This window comes from Marinoscillum luteum (assembly GCF_044005705.1).
In the GTDB taxonomy this organism is placed as follows: domain Bacteria; phylum Bacteroidota; class Bacteroidia; order Cytophagales; family Cyclobacteriaceae; genus Marinoscillum; species Marinoscillum luteum.
The window spans coordinates 52,105-68,681 of record NZ_JBIPKE010000011.1 but is presented as its reverse complement, the minus strand read 5'-3'; the positions used below and the strand labels follow the sequence as shown (position 1 = coordinate 68,681).

15 protein-coding genes are annotated in these 16,577 nt (G+C 45.7%); 7 read left to right on the top strand and 8 right to left on the bottom strand.

Translation table 11 applies throughout. The features are described from left to right. Positions 1-13: 13 nt before the first annotated feature. A complete protein-coding gene (locus ACHKAR_RS02435; RefSeq protein WP_395416024.1) occupies positions 14-619 on the top strand; it encodes a hypothetical protein in 606 nt (201 codons plus the stop codon). Positions 620-839: 220 nt separating this feature from the next. Beyond that, positions 840-1,436: a sterol desaturase family protein gene (locus ACHKAR_RS02430; protein ID WP_395416023.1), complete on the top strand. Its 597-nt coding sequence runs from the start codon at positions 840-842 to the stop codon at positions 1,434-1,436. An 80-nt stretch (positions 1,437-1,516) separates the two neighbouring features. Here the strand turns inward: ACHKAR_RS02430 and ACHKAR_RS02425 are convergent, their stop codons facing one another. From ACHKAR_RS02425 to ppgK, 4 genes are all read right to left on the bottom strand, one after another. Beyond that, positions 1,517-2,353, bottom strand: coding sequence for a hypothetical protein (locus tag ACHKAR_RS02425; protein ID WP_395416022.1), 837 nt, complete (start codon positions 2,351-2,353; stop codon positions 1,517-1,519). Between the two features lie 93 nt (positions 2,354-2,446). After that, positions 2,447-3,397 (bottom strand): D-2-hydroxyacid dehydrogenase, encoded by a 951-nt coding sequence (locus ACHKAR_RS02420; RefSeq protein WP_395416021.1) that lies wholly within the window; start codon positions 3,395-3,397, stop codon positions 2,447-2,449. Further along, on the bottom strand, positions 3,387-5,066 hold the full coding sequence (locus tag ACHKAR_RS02415; protein ID WP_395416020.1) for an AMP-binding protein: 1,680 nt from the start codon (positions 5,064-5,066) through the stop codon (positions 3,387-3,389). The genes ACHKAR_RS02420 and ACHKAR_RS02415 overlap by 11 nt, the downstream gene beginning before the upstream one ends. A gap of 24 nt (positions 5,067-5,090) precedes the next feature. Then, the gene (gene ppgK / locus ACHKAR_RS02410) at positions 5,091-5,831 is read right to left on the bottom strand and encodes a polyphosphate--glucose phosphotransferase (protein WP_159579919.1); all 741 of its coding nucleotides are present in this window, start codon (positions 5,829-5,831) and stop codon (positions 5,091-5,093) included. Positions 5,832-5,965: 134 nt separating this feature from the next. Between ppgK and ACHKAR_RS02405 the strand changes: the two genes are divergently transcribed. Then, positions 5,966-6,514 carry a DUF2911 domain-containing protein gene (locus tag ACHKAR_RS02405; protein ID WP_395416019.1) on the top strand — a complete coding sequence of 183 codons (549 nt, stop codon included), beginning with the start codon at positions 5,966-5,968 and terminating at the stop codon, positions 6,512-6,514. 55 nt (positions 6,515-6,569) lie between these two features. Here the strand turns inward: ACHKAR_RS02405 and ACHKAR_RS02400 are convergent, their stop codons facing one another. Continuing rightward, positions 6,570-7,415: a M57 family metalloprotease gene (locus ACHKAR_RS02400; protein ID WP_395416018.1), complete on the bottom strand. Its 846-nt coding sequence runs from the start codon at positions 7,413-7,415 to the stop codon at positions 6,570-6,572. 244 nt (positions 7,416-7,659) lie between these two features. Between ACHKAR_RS02400 and ACHKAR_RS02395 the strand changes: the two genes are divergently transcribed. Beyond that, positions 7,660-10,488, top strand: coding sequence for a S8 family peptidase (locus tag ACHKAR_RS02395; RefSeq protein WP_395416017.1), 2,829 nt, complete (start codon positions 7,660-7,662; stop codon positions 10,486-10,488). Further along, positions 10,489-11,526: a GNAT family N-acetyltransferase gene (locus ACHKAR_RS02390; protein WP_395416016.1), complete on the top strand. Its 1,038-nt coding sequence runs from the start codon at positions 10,489-10,491 to the stop codon at positions 11,524-11,526. 3 nt (positions 11,527-11,529) lie between these two features. Here ACHKAR_RS02390 and ACHKAR_RS02385 read toward each other — a convergent pair whose 3' ends face one another. Then, the gene (locus ACHKAR_RS02385) at positions 11,530-12,234 is read right to left on the bottom strand and encodes an MIP/aquaporin family protein (RefSeq protein WP_395416015.1); all 705 of its coding nucleotides are present in this window, start codon (positions 12,232-12,234) and stop codon (positions 11,530-11,532) included. Between the two features lie 193 nt (positions 12,235-12,427). Between ACHKAR_RS02385 and ACHKAR_RS02380 the strand changes: the two genes are divergently transcribed. Beyond that, positions 12,428-13,180 carry an enoyl-CoA hydratase/isomerase family protein gene (locus ACHKAR_RS02380; RefSeq protein WP_395416014.1) on the top strand — a complete coding sequence of 251 codons (753 nt, stop codon included), beginning with the start codon at positions 12,428-12,430 and terminating at the stop codon, positions 13,178-13,180. Between the two features lies 1 nt (position 13,181). Here the strand turns inward: ACHKAR_RS02380 and yaaA are convergent, their stop codons facing one another. After that, on the bottom strand, positions 13,182-13,946 hold the full coding sequence (yaaA, locus tag ACHKAR_RS02375) for a peroxide stress protein YaaA (protein WP_395416013.1): 765 nt from the start codon (positions 13,944-13,946) through the stop codon (positions 13,182-13,184). A 133-nt stretch (positions 13,947-14,079) separates the two neighbouring features. Between yaaA and ACHKAR_RS02370 the strand changes: the two genes are divergently transcribed. Beyond that, positions 14,080-15,435 carry an exonuclease domain-containing protein gene (locus tag ACHKAR_RS02370; RefSeq protein WP_395416012.1) on the top strand — a complete coding sequence of 452 codons (1,356 nt, stop codon included), beginning with the start codon at positions 14,080-14,082 and terminating at the stop codon, positions 15,433-15,435. Between the two features lie 29 nt (positions 15,436-15,464). Here ACHKAR_RS02370 and ACHKAR_RS02365 read toward each other — a convergent pair whose 3' ends face one another. Further along, positions 15,465-16,541, bottom strand: coding sequence for a hypothetical protein (locus ACHKAR_RS02365; protein ID WP_395416011.1), 1,077 nt, complete (start codon positions 16,539-16,541; stop codon positions 15,465-15,467). Between the last annotated feature and the right edge of the window lie 36 nt (positions 16,542-16,577).

Sequence of the window (16,577 nt, the reverse complement as noted above, 5' to 3'; positions counted from 1 at the left end):
CAGCGATTATTAGATGAAAAAGGTTCGTAGAGCACTGAAACTTTGTTTATTACTATTTACTGTAATGGCCACCACTCATGTGGGGTACACACAGGAGAGCCTAAAAGATCAGTACGAACAGATCATGCAGAAGTCGTCCACCTACGAGCAATACAAGGTGATCAGACAGACCGAAATTGAGGGTTTTTGGGTAAATATTGCAGATACCCTCAGCAGTAAGTCAGATGAAATTTCATCACTTCAATCCAGAATCACAGACCTTCAGACGAACATAGATTCTCTGAAGTCAGACTTACGTAAAGTGAATGTACGATTGGCTGAAAGCATCAAAACCAACGATGTGATAACCTTTCTTGGTATGGAGATGGAAAAGACCGCCTATCATATTCTGGTTTGGGTGATCATTCTCATTCTTGCCGTGGCAGTGGTACTGGCTTATGGCATGTTTATGAAGAGCAATGCCTCCACCTCCCGAATTAAAAGAGAGTTTGAACAACAGCGAAAAGAGTTTGAAACTCACCGGGATAAATCCAGGGAAACTCAGGTAAGACTCAAAAGAGAGCTTCAAACAGCGGTGAATACCATCGAAGAAATGAAACGCGGAGGAGCCCGGAGGTAGCTGTTAAGACATTCACTTCTCATATCCTTTATTGATCCTGTGACCCAACCGAGGATGGGGTCGATCCTTTGAGATCAAAGTTCCTCATCGCTGATTAATCAAAGACTCAGTCAGAGTTCCGATGCTGGTTAGGCGGTGATTAGAAGGGTTGTTTGTGCATTCCTTCATTTCTCGCAAAAACAATCAAAACCTCCTGTAAAAAATTAACTTAGCATCTGATATGGAAATACACAATAAAGGAACCAAGCGATTATTTGAGAATCCGATACTGGAGCGTCTCACAAGAACCCATATAGCCCTGCCAATCGGCATTTTCATACTTTATGGAATGGCACTACTCTATTGGAGTATTGCGACGGTGCAGCTGGATCCACTGGTTACCACCGGCTTATTTTTTGGCGGATTGCTTTTTTTTACGCTTTTGGAGTATTCCATTCACAGGTTTCTTTTCCACATGAGCACTCACACCAGCGCTCGTAAAAACTTCCAGTATAAATTTCACGGGGTGCATCATGACTACCCGAAAGACAAAGACAGGCTGGCCATGCCACCCATCGTAAGCGTGACGATTTCTACGATTTTACTTTTCCTGTTCAAACTGGTGATAGGGGATCAGGTGTTTGCATTTTTGCCAGGATTTCTGTTTGGGTATGCAGGATATCTTTTCATCCATTACCTGGTGCATGCTTACCGTCCGCCTAAGAATTTCCTGAAGATCTTCTGGGTGCATCATGGGATTCACCATTACCGTCAGGGGCACAAAGCTTTTGGGGTTACTTCTCCGCTTTGGGATTTTGTCTTTCGCACGATGCCCTGATCCACTGGGTGTAGCGCATCCGAATTGTTAAGTGATTTTAGTTTCGGCATAAATCTGAAACATTACCATCTGTAGCTTATCTAGGTATTCAGCCATCGCCAAAATTTACCTAATAGTGATTTAGGTTGTGGCTTTTGTTGGGTGACTTGTTTTGGCTTGGAGGTCGCTTTCTTCTTGTTGGTAGTTTGTTTGGCACTGGCCTTAGACAACTTCTTTTTATAGTGTTCAGCTTTGATGTCTTTGAGTCGCTGTATCTCCCGTGCTTTGGCACGTTCTTCAGCTTCTCGGATACGCTTTTCTTTGGCTCTCTTGTTTCTTAAGCGCTTTTCTTCCAGCTGCTCAGGAGTGAGTCTGGGCCGGCTGTTTCTTTTGCTGTGATGCACCAACCGTACTTTGGGGATAGATTCTTCCTTTTCCTCTTTCTCGATGGGTTCTTCAGGTTCCTCATCCTCTTTAGGGGCTTTAGGTTCGGGTAGGTCGATTTTGCCTACCACCTTAAGCCCTGGTAGCTCTATTTTAGGTGCTTTAATAACTTCTATTTCTTCCTCTGAATCCGGTGTTTCTGATGCTATTGCTTCTTCGCTGGCTGGTTCAGTAGGTTCCACATCGGACGTAGTGGCTATTGGCTCGGCCAATGGGTCATCTTCAATTGCATCACTCTGTGGCTCCGGAAGAATGTCGCTGTCCAATTCAGATGGTTCGTTTTCGATGGTCAGGGTTTCTGAAGTTTCCATGAGTACCGAAGTTTCTTCAGATTTGGGGTCGCTGAATTTTTCCATGACCATTTGCTCAGCGTTTTCATCAAGCTTTACATTGGGGTGATCTTTGATTTCAATATTGTTTTCAGCCAAAAAATTAACAATATCTTTAGTGTCCAGGTTGAGTTGTCTGGAGAGCTGACCGAGTCTCATAGGCAAGTGATGTAAACGTTTTGAGTACTAGGCGCAAAAATAAGAAACTACGCCCAATGACTTGGACCTTAGGGGAAAAAGAAACCTCGAAAACCCGCTTTAAAGTGAATTTTGTTGGGAAACGAACTTTGTGACGTGTAGGACAACTTCATCAATCAGCTTTTTCCGGGCACTTTTAGCAGTCCACGCCATGTGTGGGGTGATAATGCAGTTGGTAAGCCCGAATAATGGGTGCTGCGCTCCCGGGGGTTCCATCTCCAGCACATCCAGTGCGGCTCCTGCCATGGGATGTGCCATAAGCCAGTTTTTCAGGTCCTCTTCATGGATCAAAGGCCCGCGGGCAGTATTGATCAGGCGAGCATCCGGCTTCATCTTACTCAGGAGCGCTCTATTTACCACACGTTCATTGTCATCGCGAAGGGGGGCGTGTAAACTGATGATGTCTGATCGCTCAAATAACTCAGGCAGGCTCACAAATTCATAATTGGGGTAATCAGCGGGGAGGGTATGACCGCTCACCACGAGAATGTTCATACCAAAGGCCCGGCCAATGCTGGCTACCTCCCGACCTATACTTCCGAAACCATAAATGCCAAGGGTTTTTCCACTGAGGCCTGTAACCGGAGAGACGGTGTAGCTAAATCCTTTTCCTGAATCCCATTCACCATTTTGCACACTGTGATGGTGAGCAGACACTCGGTTGGTTAATTCCAGAATCAGGGCAAAAGTATGCTGTGCCACGGATGGAGCGCCATATCCCACAACATTCTTCACCAAAACTCCATGCTCTTTTGCCGCTTCCAGGTCCACGTTGTTCATTCCTGTGGCGGAGATCACAATCATTTTGAGCTTAGGAAGCTTGTACAGCAGCGCTTTTCTCAATTCCACCTTATTGACAATGAGAATATCGGCTTCCAGGGCCCGATCCATTACCTGTTCGGGGGCAGTTCGTTCATATATAGTGAAGTCTCCATGGGGCTTCAAACCATCCCAGATCAAGTCTCCAGGGTTGGCATAGATGCCATCCAAAACCACAATTTTAAATCGCATTGGCAATCTCTTCTTTTCGGAGTTCTTTGCGCAAAATTTTACCAACGGTGGATTTGGGTAACTCTTCCCGGAATTCTATGAACTTAGGCATCTTGTAAGCCACCAGATGGTCCCGGCAGTGCTTCATGATCATATCTTCAGTGAGATTTTTGTCTTTTTTCACAATGAAGGCTTTGACCACTTCTCCGGAGGTTTTGTGCGCTACACCGATCACGCCCACTTCTAAAACACCCTCCAGTTGTGCAATCACATCTTCCACTTCATTTGGAAAGACTTTCATGCCAGATACATTGATCATCTCTTTCTTTCTGTCCACAATCTTGATGTATCCTTCACTATCGAAAAAACCAATGTCCCCGGTCTTGAACCATTCGCCCTCCATCACAATGTCTGTTTCCGCTTGATTTTGCCAATAACCCATCATTACCTGTGGGCCTCTGGCCCAGATCTCTCCAAAATCACCAACCCCCTGGGTTTCTCCTTCATCATTCACAATTTTGATCTCAGTAGAGGGGACAGGCAGTCCAATTGTTCCTAGTTTCTCAGTGCCATCTATGGGATTGCAGGTGAGGAGTGGAGAGGTTTCCGAAAGTCCGTAACCTTCCACTATATCATTGCCAGTCAGGTATTTCCACTTGTCGGCCACAGCTTTCTGCAGGGCCATACCACCTGCTACGGCCACTTTCAGGTGCTCAAAATTCACATTCTGAAACTCAGGTCTTTGTACTAGCCCATTAAAAAGTGTATTAACTCCTGTAATCACTGAGAACGGATGATTTTTTAGCACTTTGATGAAATCGCCCATCTTCCTGGGATCTGTAATGAGGACACTCTTAGCCCCGATTTTTAGCATGCCAAAACAATTGACCGTAAGCGCAAAAACGTGATAGAGTGGGAGAGCGGTGATGGTCACTTCTTCACCTTCTACCAGTCTGGGGCGCATCCAGGCGGCCACCTGCTCTATATTTGCGATTAGGTTGCGGTGGCTCAAAGCAGCGCCCTTGGCCACCCCTGTAGTACCGCCGGTATATTGAAGTAGTGCCAGGTCTGTATTCTTAATCTCTGGCTGCACATAGGTGTGTTGTTTGCCTGCCTTGATGACGTCCTGGAAGTCTACCGCTGTAGGTAGATCGTAATCAGGCACCATTCGCTTGACTCTTTTGATCATGAAATCTACCAGCGCACCTTTGAGAGTTCCCAGCATATCGCCCACTTCGGCGATGATGATGGTCTCAATTGGAGTCTTCGGTAAAATCTCCTCGAGTTTAAAAGCAAATGTATTGAGTAAAATAATGCCTTTAGCACCCGCGTTGGTAAACTGATGCTCCATTTCTGAAGGCTTATATTGAGGGTTGGTGTTGACCACCACCATTCCGGCTTTGAGTATGCCAAACAGTGCAACAGGATATTGGAGCACATTGGGCATTTGCAGCGCCACCCGATCGCCCTTCTTGAGGTTTGTCTCGTGCATCAGGTAGTTGGCAAAGGCACTGCTGAGCACATCCAGATCGTTAAAAGATATCTCGACGCCCAAGTTTTCATAGGCACTCTTATCCCCGAATTTGGCTACACAATCAGCCAGAAAGGCCACCAGTGAGGGATAGATGTCGGGATCAATTTCGTGGGGAGTAGCCTCCGGGTACTGGGCCAGCCATGGGTAGTCTTTCATGTTGTCTATTCTGAGGTAAATGATCTATTTGAGTGCTTCTTTGGCCGCCAGGGCAGCTCCAATGATTCCGGCATGATTTCTTGACTCGGCGGGTACCAATTGGGTATCCAGTGTAAAATACTGTTTGTATGAGTCAAAATCCTTACTGACACCACCTCCTAAAATAAACAGGTCTGGCCAAAATAGAAATTCCAGTTTCTTGAAATATTCATTGAGCCTTTCTGCCCATTCCTGCCAGGACAAATCCTCTGACTTCCGAACTGAATTGGCGGCATAATGTTCACCAGGCATCCCTTTTACGTGCACAAAACCCAGTTCAGTATTGGGGACCAAATGCTTACCAATGAACAGTGCCGTGCCTATACCAGTGCCGGCGGCCACCATGAGTGTTACTCCTTTTTGGTCTTTGCCAGCTCCAAACTTCATCTCGGCCATACCTGCAGCATCTACATCGTTGACCAGGTGGGTAGGGCAGCCAGTGGCTTTTTGAATGGCTTTGGCAGCATTCATGCCTATCCAACTTTGATCAATATTAGAGGCCGTGACTACAATGTCGTGACGTACTGCCGCCGGAAAACCGCAACCTATAGGGCCTTGCCAGTCAAATTCCTTTACCAACTCTATGACTGTCTCGATAATGGCAGCTGGGGTTGCAGGGTCGGGTGTGGAAATCCTATGCCTTTCGGTGATCAATTCACCTTTTTTGGTATCTACGATACCTCCCTTGATTCCTGTGCCTCCAATGTCTATTCCTAATATTTTCATCCTGCCTTAAACTTACCAAAATATGAATGAATTGGTAGCGTTTCCTGCCAGGCTGTGTTGGAATAAATCATCTACCCAATATCTTCCAAGCAACAGATTATCGCTAGATTGTGCCGAAAATAAACACTCATAAAATGTTGAAGAAAATATTAATCTCGCTTGGAGTAGTTGTAGTTCTGCTGGTGGCAGCTTACTTCTACCTGGACAATAGAAACCGAACACTTAGCCCTAGAGGAGCGGCCAACCTTACCAATGGGGAGCTGACTGTTGACATCACTTACAGTAGACCATCTGTAAGAGATCGCCTGATTTTCGGGACCGAAGAGGACGAGGCTTTGCAGCCTTATGGAAAGTACTGGCGACTAGGGGCCAACGAATCTACTGAGGTTACTTTCAGTCAGGATGTCCTTCTGGTGGATCAGCCAGTGAAAAAAGGAACTTATCGCATGTACGCAATCCCCGGCCCTCAATATTTTGAATTGAGATTGAACTCAGAGCTTGGTGAGTGGGGTGCTTTTGAAGCGGATAGCGAGTTAGACATTCTTTCGGTGATGATTCCTGTGCTTACTTCTGAGCATACAGAGCAGTTTACAATTGCGCTGGAGCCATTGTATGACACAGGCGTTAAGATTGTCTTCAAATGGGACAAGATTAAGATGGAAGTTCCGGTGATTACAGAGTAAAGAAAAAGGCTGCCATTCGGCAGCCTTTTTTAATTGAAATAGTCCACTCAGTATCTTAGTAGAGATACTCAAAAGCAGTCACATCATAAGAGCCAAACTCACCATCTTCACTTGAGCTAAAACAAGAGAGCATGATTGAGTTGGCATCAAATCCTGTGGGAGTGCCGGGGATGTGGTTGGCACCTACACCTCCATCACCTTCATTTCCTCCTGATCCACAAGACAATGACCTGTTGAAGTAGTCAGTGTGTCTCATACCCAGGCAATGACCAATCTCGTGAGTGATCACATGTTCGGTTACATTCGTGCCATAGCTGCTGGTTCCTGAAAGGATTTGCACGTACTTGTAAGGATTTCCACCACTAGGGAATCCGGCAGAACCACCGGCTCCACTACCTCCTTTGTAGACTACAATATCTTTGCTACCATAGTTGGTACCATAAGAAAGAGTGAACGTCAGGCCGATGTTGAGCGCGTTGTAGTTGTCTACTGCCCAGCTCAAGGCTGTCCGCATGGTGTTATCCAATGCTTGTGATCCACCAGTGTAGCCGATAACCGAAATCGTTCTAGGTGAACTCACCAGGTTATTGGTACGGTACTGCTCACCACAAGGACCCTGGTGGAAAAGCTCACTACTCAGCATTGATTCCATTTGTGCCAAAGGAATCATAATGTCCCCCTCCAGCAAGAAGCCCGAAGTGGTTTCTTTAGTGAGCGGATTAGTGGTGTTGACTTTGCGCATATCACTTACGTCAAATCCAAGTTCCTCGAACTTGGCAGAGATTTCGTCAGAAATCGCATTGTCATTAGGGACTACTTCATCTTGTGTACAAGACGTCACCAACGTGAAAGACGCCAGAAGCACAACAGTGCTCAATAGCGTGAATTTTAATTTAGACATAATGAATTAGGTTTTAGTTATGCATCGAATGTAGAAAAAGAGATTCTATTTGCAGAAGGAATGATTGTATTTATTTTACCTATATATCATTTGATATATAGGATATTTTGTCAGTCTAAGCATATTTATCCAAATATAATTTTGTTTAGGCTAACTATGAAAAATGCAAGATTCACCCTTGAATGAGCGGTTTAGTGTTCATTTCTTAGGCTTTTGGAGTTAAATTTTACCTAATTTGAAATCAATGATTAAGGTACCAGTTTATTTAGTGTTAACCCTTCTTTGTTTTTACGCCGAGGGACAGATTGTGTCTGGTGAATCGCGCCGAGAGAAAAACTTAGAAGAAACGGTCTCAAAAAGTGAAAAACAAGGGCTTTCTACGTTGGAAGTCACCCTTAGAGGCCAACAAGGAAAGGACTACTTACGGGATACTTCGAATCAAATTCTTCGGCGAACAGGTCAGAATTCGTACATAATTCGGCAGCAGAAAGAACAAAAAAATAATTTGTATGGCATTAGTGAAGTGGAAGCAAATAATCTTTGGAAACTGCAATTCAGGGACTACCTCACCATGCCAGATGACTGGGTAACCTATGTAATCAAAAGTTCATCAATTGATATACTGCCATTTCTGGAAAATTTCGGAAATGTGGAAATTATAGACCGATCCAGAAAATTATTTACGCTAAAAACCCTGAACAGGCACCTACCCGAAATCGTCCAAAACCGCGAGGTATTGTTCGTCTCCAGGGAGTCTCTGGAGCCAGTTACAGAAAGCCGGGTAATCGACCTCAATCTGAACCCGAATCGGGTAAATAAGTTGCATAACTTTTTCCCGTTGCTCAATGGGAGTGGCACTACGCTGTCCATTCAGGAAGACCGCTTTGATCCTACGGATATAGATCTCATAGGCCGCACGCACATTTCTGATAAATCATCCCTCGAAATGAGCCAGCATGCCACTGAAATGGCCACTATAGTGGGCGGAGCAGGTAATTCATTCATCACAGGGAGAGGAGTGAGTCCTGCTGTCCAACTCTCGTCATCCGGGTTCAATAATGTATTGCCACAGTCGGATCTCTATTATCAAAAGCGGGGTATCTCTGTTCAAAATCATTCCTACGGCACCAGTATCGAGAGTTTTTACGGGTTGCAAGCCGAGGCTTTTGATCAGAATGCCGTCAGGAACCCAACCCTGCTGCATGTATTGAGTAGCGGAAATCAGGGGTCACTGACCGCTCACGTGGGCCTATACGCAGGGGTCAATGGGTTCAGTAACATTACCGGGAATTTCAAAATGGCTAAAAACACACTAATAGTGGGCGCTGTAGATACAGTAGGGCACAGGTTGGAGTTTTCCTCCCGTGGCCCGGCATATGACGGACGAATAAAACCAGAAGTAGTATCGTACAGCATGTATGGAAGTTCTAACGCTGCAGCGCTCGTTTCAGGTACGGTTTCCTTGCTTCAGGAACAATTCAGTAATGCTTATGGATATCAGCCCACTTCTGCACTGATCAAAGCCCTTCTGATTAATGGTGCTGATGATTTTGGTGAGGTGGGGCCAGATCACGTTACGGGATTTGGCGGAATCAATGCGTGGAAATCAATGCAATCTCTCCTTTCTGGGAATTTTGTCTCTTCAAGTGTCACCCAGGATGAGATCAGTACTTTCGAACTTTTCATTCCTGAAAATGCAATCAATCTTAAGATTACACTGGTTTGGATAGATCCGCCCGCCCATCCGGGAGATGCTATCGCGCTGATCAATGACCTGGACCTGGAATTGATCGATCCCGAGGGAGCCATCTACCGACCTTGGGTTCTCAATACCGCTCCTGATAGTTTGGCGCTGAGTCTCCCTGCAGTCAGAGGCGCTGATCACCTGAATAACATTGAGCAAATTTCACTAAGCACACCCCAGGCAGGGACTTATACGCTAAATATTAACGGAGAGGGGCTTCTAACCCCTTCACAATCCTTTGAAGTGGTTTATGACTGGGATACCCTGAATACTTTCGAATGGGATTATCCAACAGGAAGTGATAATTTTCCTTATAATGGAGAAACCACTACCTATTTTAGATGGCAAAGTACTTTCGGAAGTAAAACAGGCACATTGGAATATCAGATGGTGGGGCAAAGTGAATGGCAGATGATTGAAGAGGACCTAACACTCGAAAATGGCCATTTTCGATGGAGCTCTTTACCGGATGATCTTACAGGCATGGCCAGGGCTCGAATGTCTATAGATGAAGCGCAATACGAAACGGAGGTGTTCACGATTTCCAGACGGCTCAATGCTTCTGTTGGATTTAACTGTGGGGACTCGTTGATGCTTCAATGGCCCATGCAGGATCTGTCCACACAATATCGGGTTTCTACTTTGGGTGAGTCACACCTTGAACTACTCTCTGTGGTAACAGATACCTTTCTCCTCCTAAATGGGGAGAATCTTACTAGTAATCACTTTTCGATTCAGCCAGTCAGCAGCACTGGTGACACGTACCTTCCAAGCTACACCTTTGATTATACCATCCAGGGGGCAGGGTGTTTCCTGAGTTCCTTTTTTCAGGAAGTGGTACTGGAAGAAGGCATTTATCTAAACCTGACCTTGAGCACTACTTATGGAGTAAAGAAGATTGTATTTGAGAGAAGAATAGGCGACAATTTTGAAAGGGTGGGTGAGCTGGTTCATCCGGAATCCACCAGCATCAGACTACTGGATCCGCAACCCAGGCAAGGTCACAATGAGCACCGGGTGACATTGCATTTTCAAAATGGACAATCGCTTAGCCAAACCGCAAGCAACACTTATTATCTGACTGAAAAGCCGATTCTTATCTTTCCAAATCCTCTGAGCAACACCTCTTTTCTCAATGTTTATACCCGAGCGTTTGATTCAGCAGCTCCAGTCTTTCATCTTTATGACCGTGGTGGAGCACTTATTCTCAGACATACTTTATTGACTAGTCAGGAATCTGTACCTATTATTGGAGTGCGAAGTGGTTTGTATTTTTACAGAATAGAAGCTGGCAATCAGTCATTTAATGGTAAGTTGATCATTCAATAGATGCGAATTCTGAAAATATCACGAGGTGCTCCCAACGACCAGCTAAGGGCATTGCTCAATGAAAACATCATTGGTACTCCGGGTGAAAGTCTGGTATATCAGCATCGCATGGTCAATCCTAAGCTGGATCACATCAGCAACCCCGTTTTTCTGACGGTGGAGTTGGGTGATAAAGTGGTGGGAGCCTGCTGTTTGGTGGGCAGAACCGTTTCCAATTCAGGGCAGGATTCACCCGCCCACTACATCAGGTACCTTACTTTTCAAAGCAGATTCAGAGCTCCCTCTAACGCATTGCAACGCCTTGAGAAAAAGTCAATTCTTAAAGATGAAATTGCCGAGGTGCTCTCCGGAAAAACACTTGAAATTCCGGAAGGTCATCTTTTCTATGCTTACGTAGATCCGGATAATCTTCGCTCCAGAAGGCTCATTACCTCCTTTGGGTTTGAGGAAGTTGGAAGGTTCCGTACCGTATTTTTTAGTCGCCTGTTTCCCAAGAGGCATCCGAAAATAACACCTGTCAAGGAGAATGAATTGGAGGATGTAAAGAGACAGTTGAAGACAACTTATGGTGATCATTGCCTTTTCACTGCCGAGAATATGGGATTTCAGGATGGCTATTTAGGATACTATGAAAATGGAGAGTTGGTGGCCGGGCTCCAGGCCAATCAGGAAGCATGGCGGGTTTATGAAATACCCGGTGGAAAATTGCTGCTTAATCTCGTATCCAGGATCCCTTGGATCAATCGATTATTTAGCAAAAACTTCCGATTTTTATCGATAGAAGGTGTTTTTTGCCCGGAGGGCAAAGAGGGGCTCATTGAAGTTTTGCTGGAAGATGCGCTTGCCCGTTCCGAAAGGAGTACCGCCATTATTTGTCTCGACCCTGAGTCAGACTTATACAGGAAGTTCAAGCAACTCGATCAAGGGCTTATCAGGAGACTCACCACAGAAAAGGAAATGGCCGTGATGGCCAAGGGAGCTGATGTGGGGCATTTGAAACAACATCCGGTTTACGTTTCCGGGTTTGACAATATGTAGCTATTACATCACAAGCATATAAACACCGGCCGCCAGTGTGGCGCCTACTAACGGGCCTACTATTGGTATCCAGGCATATGGCCAGTTGCTGTCTCGCTTTGCGCGAATGGGTGCCAGCGCATGAAAAATTCTCGGGCCAAGGTCACGCGCAGGGTTGATGGCATATCCGGTGGTACCACCCAATGACAGACCAATACCCACCACCAGCAACGCTACCGGCAGGGCATTTAAGGATCCGAGTCCTTCACCCGACGATAGGTAAAACACGGCAAAAACAAGGGTAAATGTACCAATGGCCTCTGAGATGAAATTGTTAAGCGTGGATTTGATGGCTGGACCTGTGCAGAAAAGGCCGAGTTTGGTGTCTTGATCCGCTGTGTCGGAAAAGTGTGGGCGGTATTGCAAATAGGTGACCCATGCACCGGCGAATGCCCCCAGGAGCTGTGCCAAAAGATAGGCCGGTACTGCTGACCAGGAAAAGCGACCCACCAGAGCCAATCCAAGGGTCACTGCAGGGTTGATGTGTGCACCACTGGAAGATCCGGCAATAAATACGGCCACGAACACCGCCAGACCCCAGCCCATTGAGATTACGATCCATCCTGAGCTGTTTCCATAGGTTTTATTCAACGATACGTTGGCGTTAACGCCATTGCCAAGAAGCAAGAGGATAAAAGTGCCTACAAATTCGGCGACTATTGGGTTCATAGGGGTCAATGATGATTCGGCTAACAAATTAATGGAAAAAACGATTATACCAACCGCAATTTGAATCGATGCTAGTGATGAGTTGCTCGGGATTAATTTTTGATCCTTATCCAGCGTTAAAGAGCCGGTGATTGTTCTCCTTTTGGAATTTCAATTAAATTTCCGTCAGCAAATCAAACATCCCAAACCAAAAATGGAAGCATACGTCAGGCGAACAGATCTTAAAGATGGAATTACCGAAATAGAATTTTTTCATCCACAGCATAACGCCCTGCCTGGCGTGCTGCTGTCTGAGCTGGCAGAGGCCATTCACACTTGTGGGAAAGAAGATCAGGTAGAAGTCATTATTTTAAAAAGTGGTGGAGACCGTACCTTTTGTGCCGGAGCCAGTTTCGATGAGCTGGTTCAGATTGGCAACCTTGAAGCAGGAACGGTTTTCTTTTCTGGCTTTGCCAATGTGATCAATGAGTGTCGGAAGTGCCCAAAGCTGATCATTGGCAGGGTACAGGGCAAAGCGGTAGGAGGTGGCGTAGGGCTGGCGGCAGCGGTGGATTATTGTCTGGCTACAGAGCACGCCGCTATCAGGTTAAGTGAAATTACGATCGGCATTGGTCCATTTGTGATAGGGCCGGCGGTAGAGCGAAAAATCGGACTGGCAGCTTTTTCTCAACTTTCCATTAACGCCACGGAATTTCAGTCAGCCCAGTGGGCCAAAGAAAAGGGGCTGTATGCAGAGGTTTATGCGGATGCAGAGCAACTTGACCGGGGGGTCATGAAAATAGCAGCATCACTCGCTGCGACAAGCCCTGAAGCAAGAGCTGCGTTGAAAAAAGTGTTCTGGGAAGGATGTGAGCACTGGGACAGCCTCCTGGCCGAACGAGCAGCTATGAGTGGGCGGCTGGTGCTTTCAGAGTTTACCAAAAAGGCACTGAACAAACACCGTTAAACTACCCTCGCTTGAATGCCAGAAAAGTTTCTGTGGAGTTTTGTGGGTCAAAATAATAGCCCTCGTAATCAAATGCTTTAAGGTCTTCGACCTGACTGATTTTGTTTTTAATCATGTATCGGGCCATCAGGCCCCTGGCTTTCTTGGCAAAGAAGGAGATGATCTTATACTCTCCATTCTTAAAGTCCTTAAAATCCACATCAATTACCTGCGCTTTCAGAGCCTTCCTGTCTACAGATTTGAAGTATTCCACTGATGCCAGATTTACCAATATTTTGTCACCCTGCTTTCTCAGGTCCTTGTTGAGGGTTTTGGAAATGGTATCACCCCAGAACTCATAGAGGTTTTTATGTCCGTTTACGGGAAGTTGCGTGCCCATTTCTAACCGGTACGGCTGAATGCCATCCAATGGTCGCAGGAGACCATAGAGCCCTGATAATATTCGCAAGTGGTCCTGAGCAAAAGCGGTATCTTCCTCTGTGAAATCATCCGCATCTAATCCCACATACACATCTCCTCTGAAGGCAAAAAGACTTTGTTTCGAGTTTTTGGGGGTATGTCTGGTCGAAAACTTTTGAAAGCGCTTCACATTGAGCTCTGCCAGCTGGTCGCTGATACTCATCATGTCTTGCAGGTCCTGTCCGCTTTTGTCTTTCAGTGTTTCCAGTAGCACTTTCGATCTGTCAAATAACCGTGCTTTACTTTTTTCAAGGCTTATTTCGGTTTCAAAATCCAATGTTTTGGCAGGTGAGAGTACAGCAATCATAAGTTCTTTTTGATCAATAAATCCCCTAGCAGGGCGAAATGTTTAGAATGGCAAATATAAAAATGAAGCGTATCCAAACGACCATACACCCTAGAGTTTTTATTAGCTTTAAGCCCTCCTTAAAAGTGAAGATTTGTCTGGAAAATTATATTCTATAATCGATGTTGAAACTACTGGTGGAACCACACATTCTTCCAGGGTTACGGATATTTCCATTTTCGTGACCGATGGGATAGAAGTCCTTGACGAATTTTCGAGCCTTATCAATCCCGAAATGTTTATCCCGGGCTTCATTACTCAACTTACCGGCATTGATAATGAGATGGTCTCGGGCGCTCCTACATTTTCGGAAGTAGCCCAGCAGGTGTTAGATATTACTGCTGGAACCACCTTTGTTGCGCATAATGTCAATTTCGATTTTGGAATGATCAGCTCTGAATTCAGGCGATTGGGCTATGTATATGAGTTACCAAAGTTATGTACGGTCCGACTTGCCCGCCAATTCATTCCTGGCCATCGGAGTTACGGTCTGGGTAAGATCTGTGAGGACCTGGGGATACCTATTCATGGGCGGCACAGGGCCCGTGGGGATGCAGAGGCCACCGTTGAGCTGTTCAAAATCATCATGCAAGCTTCTGGTGGAGACCTGAATTTGGCCAGTGAAAAATGGGTGAAGTCACTTCCTCAGCAGCTCAAAAGAGAGCAGGTAGACCGATTGCCGGAAGGAGCAGGGGTGTACTATTTATACGATGATCAGGGGGTTCCCATTTTCATTGGCAGTGCCGGCAATCTTTTCAAAAAGGTCAAGACCTTTCTGGTGAGTAAAGCCAGGAAAGCAATGGAGATCAAGTCGCAGTTGGCGGACATTGATTTTGAAAGCACCGGGAGTGAGTTGATAGCGCGACTCAAAGTGATGTCCGCGATTCAGGAGCATCAACCGGTATTTAACCATGTCCCCAACCGCAAGTCAGCTTACTCGGTGAGGATGAGCACAGACCTTTTTGGTTACAGCCACCTGGAAGTGTCACCACTCACATCTCGCAGCGACAATGGGCTGATTTTCAATACCAGAAGGGAAGGAGAGGCCTATCTGGAAAAACTATGCAAACAATATGAGCTGTGCCCTCAATTATGTGGACTGAAACCAGGCCAGCGATGCGCAGAACAAATGTGTCTGGGTGCATGTCGACAACTGGAGCCTGCCGAAAGTCACAATGCCCGGATTCGTCAGGCCCTTTCAGAAAGGAGCTTTAGCAAGAGCAATTTTGTGATCATTGAAAAGGGGATGACACCAAATGAGCAGGCATTTGTGATGATCGAAGACCATGAATACATAGGCTATGGAGTAGTGAATCAGGAGCTGCATGCCGTGAGCACGTTGGATGACTTTAGGAATTACCTCAACTCTGATACTGCCAGTCAGGAGAAAATAGCGATCATACAGACGTATTTGAGTAAGAACAAACCCCGGGTAATTTCGACAACTTGAAAGAATCCTAATCTTTCATAAGGCACCTGCTACTCCACCCGAAACGTTTCCAACTCCGATTTGAAATGAACCAATAGTTGTACTGACTGATCGTTTCGGAGGTTTTCATGGTTGACTTCCAGTGCCAACCGACTGATGCCAGTGATCTGAGCAATTTCCTCCAGGCGATTGGTACCATTCTGCAGCGCATCCAGAAAATCCAATACGTTCCGTACCCCTGCTTTTTGCAGAAGCTCAAATTCGTGCTGAAATTCAACCACCAACTTGGCCTGAGCGGTCCAATCCAAAAGCATTTGTACCGGAAAGGGCGTTTTAATGATTAGAATTAGGAAATTGAAATAAGCAAGATTCTGAACATTATCGATACCAACTTCCGCTAGCCTTTGCTTATGAAGAGCGCTGATTCCCTCCACCACCTCTACGGGCCGGTTTTTAAATTCATCTTCCACTTTAGGGAAGAATTTCACCTTGCTTAATAGCAGCCGCATACCTCGTTCTGGAAACAAACCCACCAAAAAGGAGATGGCCAGAATATGGTTGCCTTCTGACAATCCAATGTCTTTACTTAAAAACGCCAGCATTAATGAAATCAGTGCAGCATTGACCATGCGAATACCCACAGAAAAGAAATTACCCGGGGTAAGGTCAATGGTGGAAAATCGTCGGTAAATGTATTGAGAGGCTCCTATGAAGCTTCCCATGATGGAAAAAGCAACCACTGCAAGATTGCGCTTTTCTGTCGAATAGACACTGGCTGTTTCCCAAAAGGCGCTGCCAGAGAATATGACACTTCGGTAACCGTCAGGATTGTCAGCACCCGGCAGACCATAAATAACCCAGGAAGCTAGTAATATCACCATTCCCACAAAGGTGATAAACGTCACAAAAGTGACTGGCAAGAAATAATCTCGAGAAGTAAACTCTCTGGCCATGTGCTCTTTTACTGCTCCGGGCTGGTTTTTGAGTAAATTTACGCGATCAAGGAGCAACTCCAGCTCCTGCTGTTTGCGGGTAAGTCGATACCTAAAGAAAGAATAAGTAAGGATAGGGAAGTAGCTGCTGAGTACCAGCACGGTTACAATTTCAAGAATTCTGCCTGTCTCCATTCGGGATTAAATTTTAGACGACGGAATCTAGAGAAA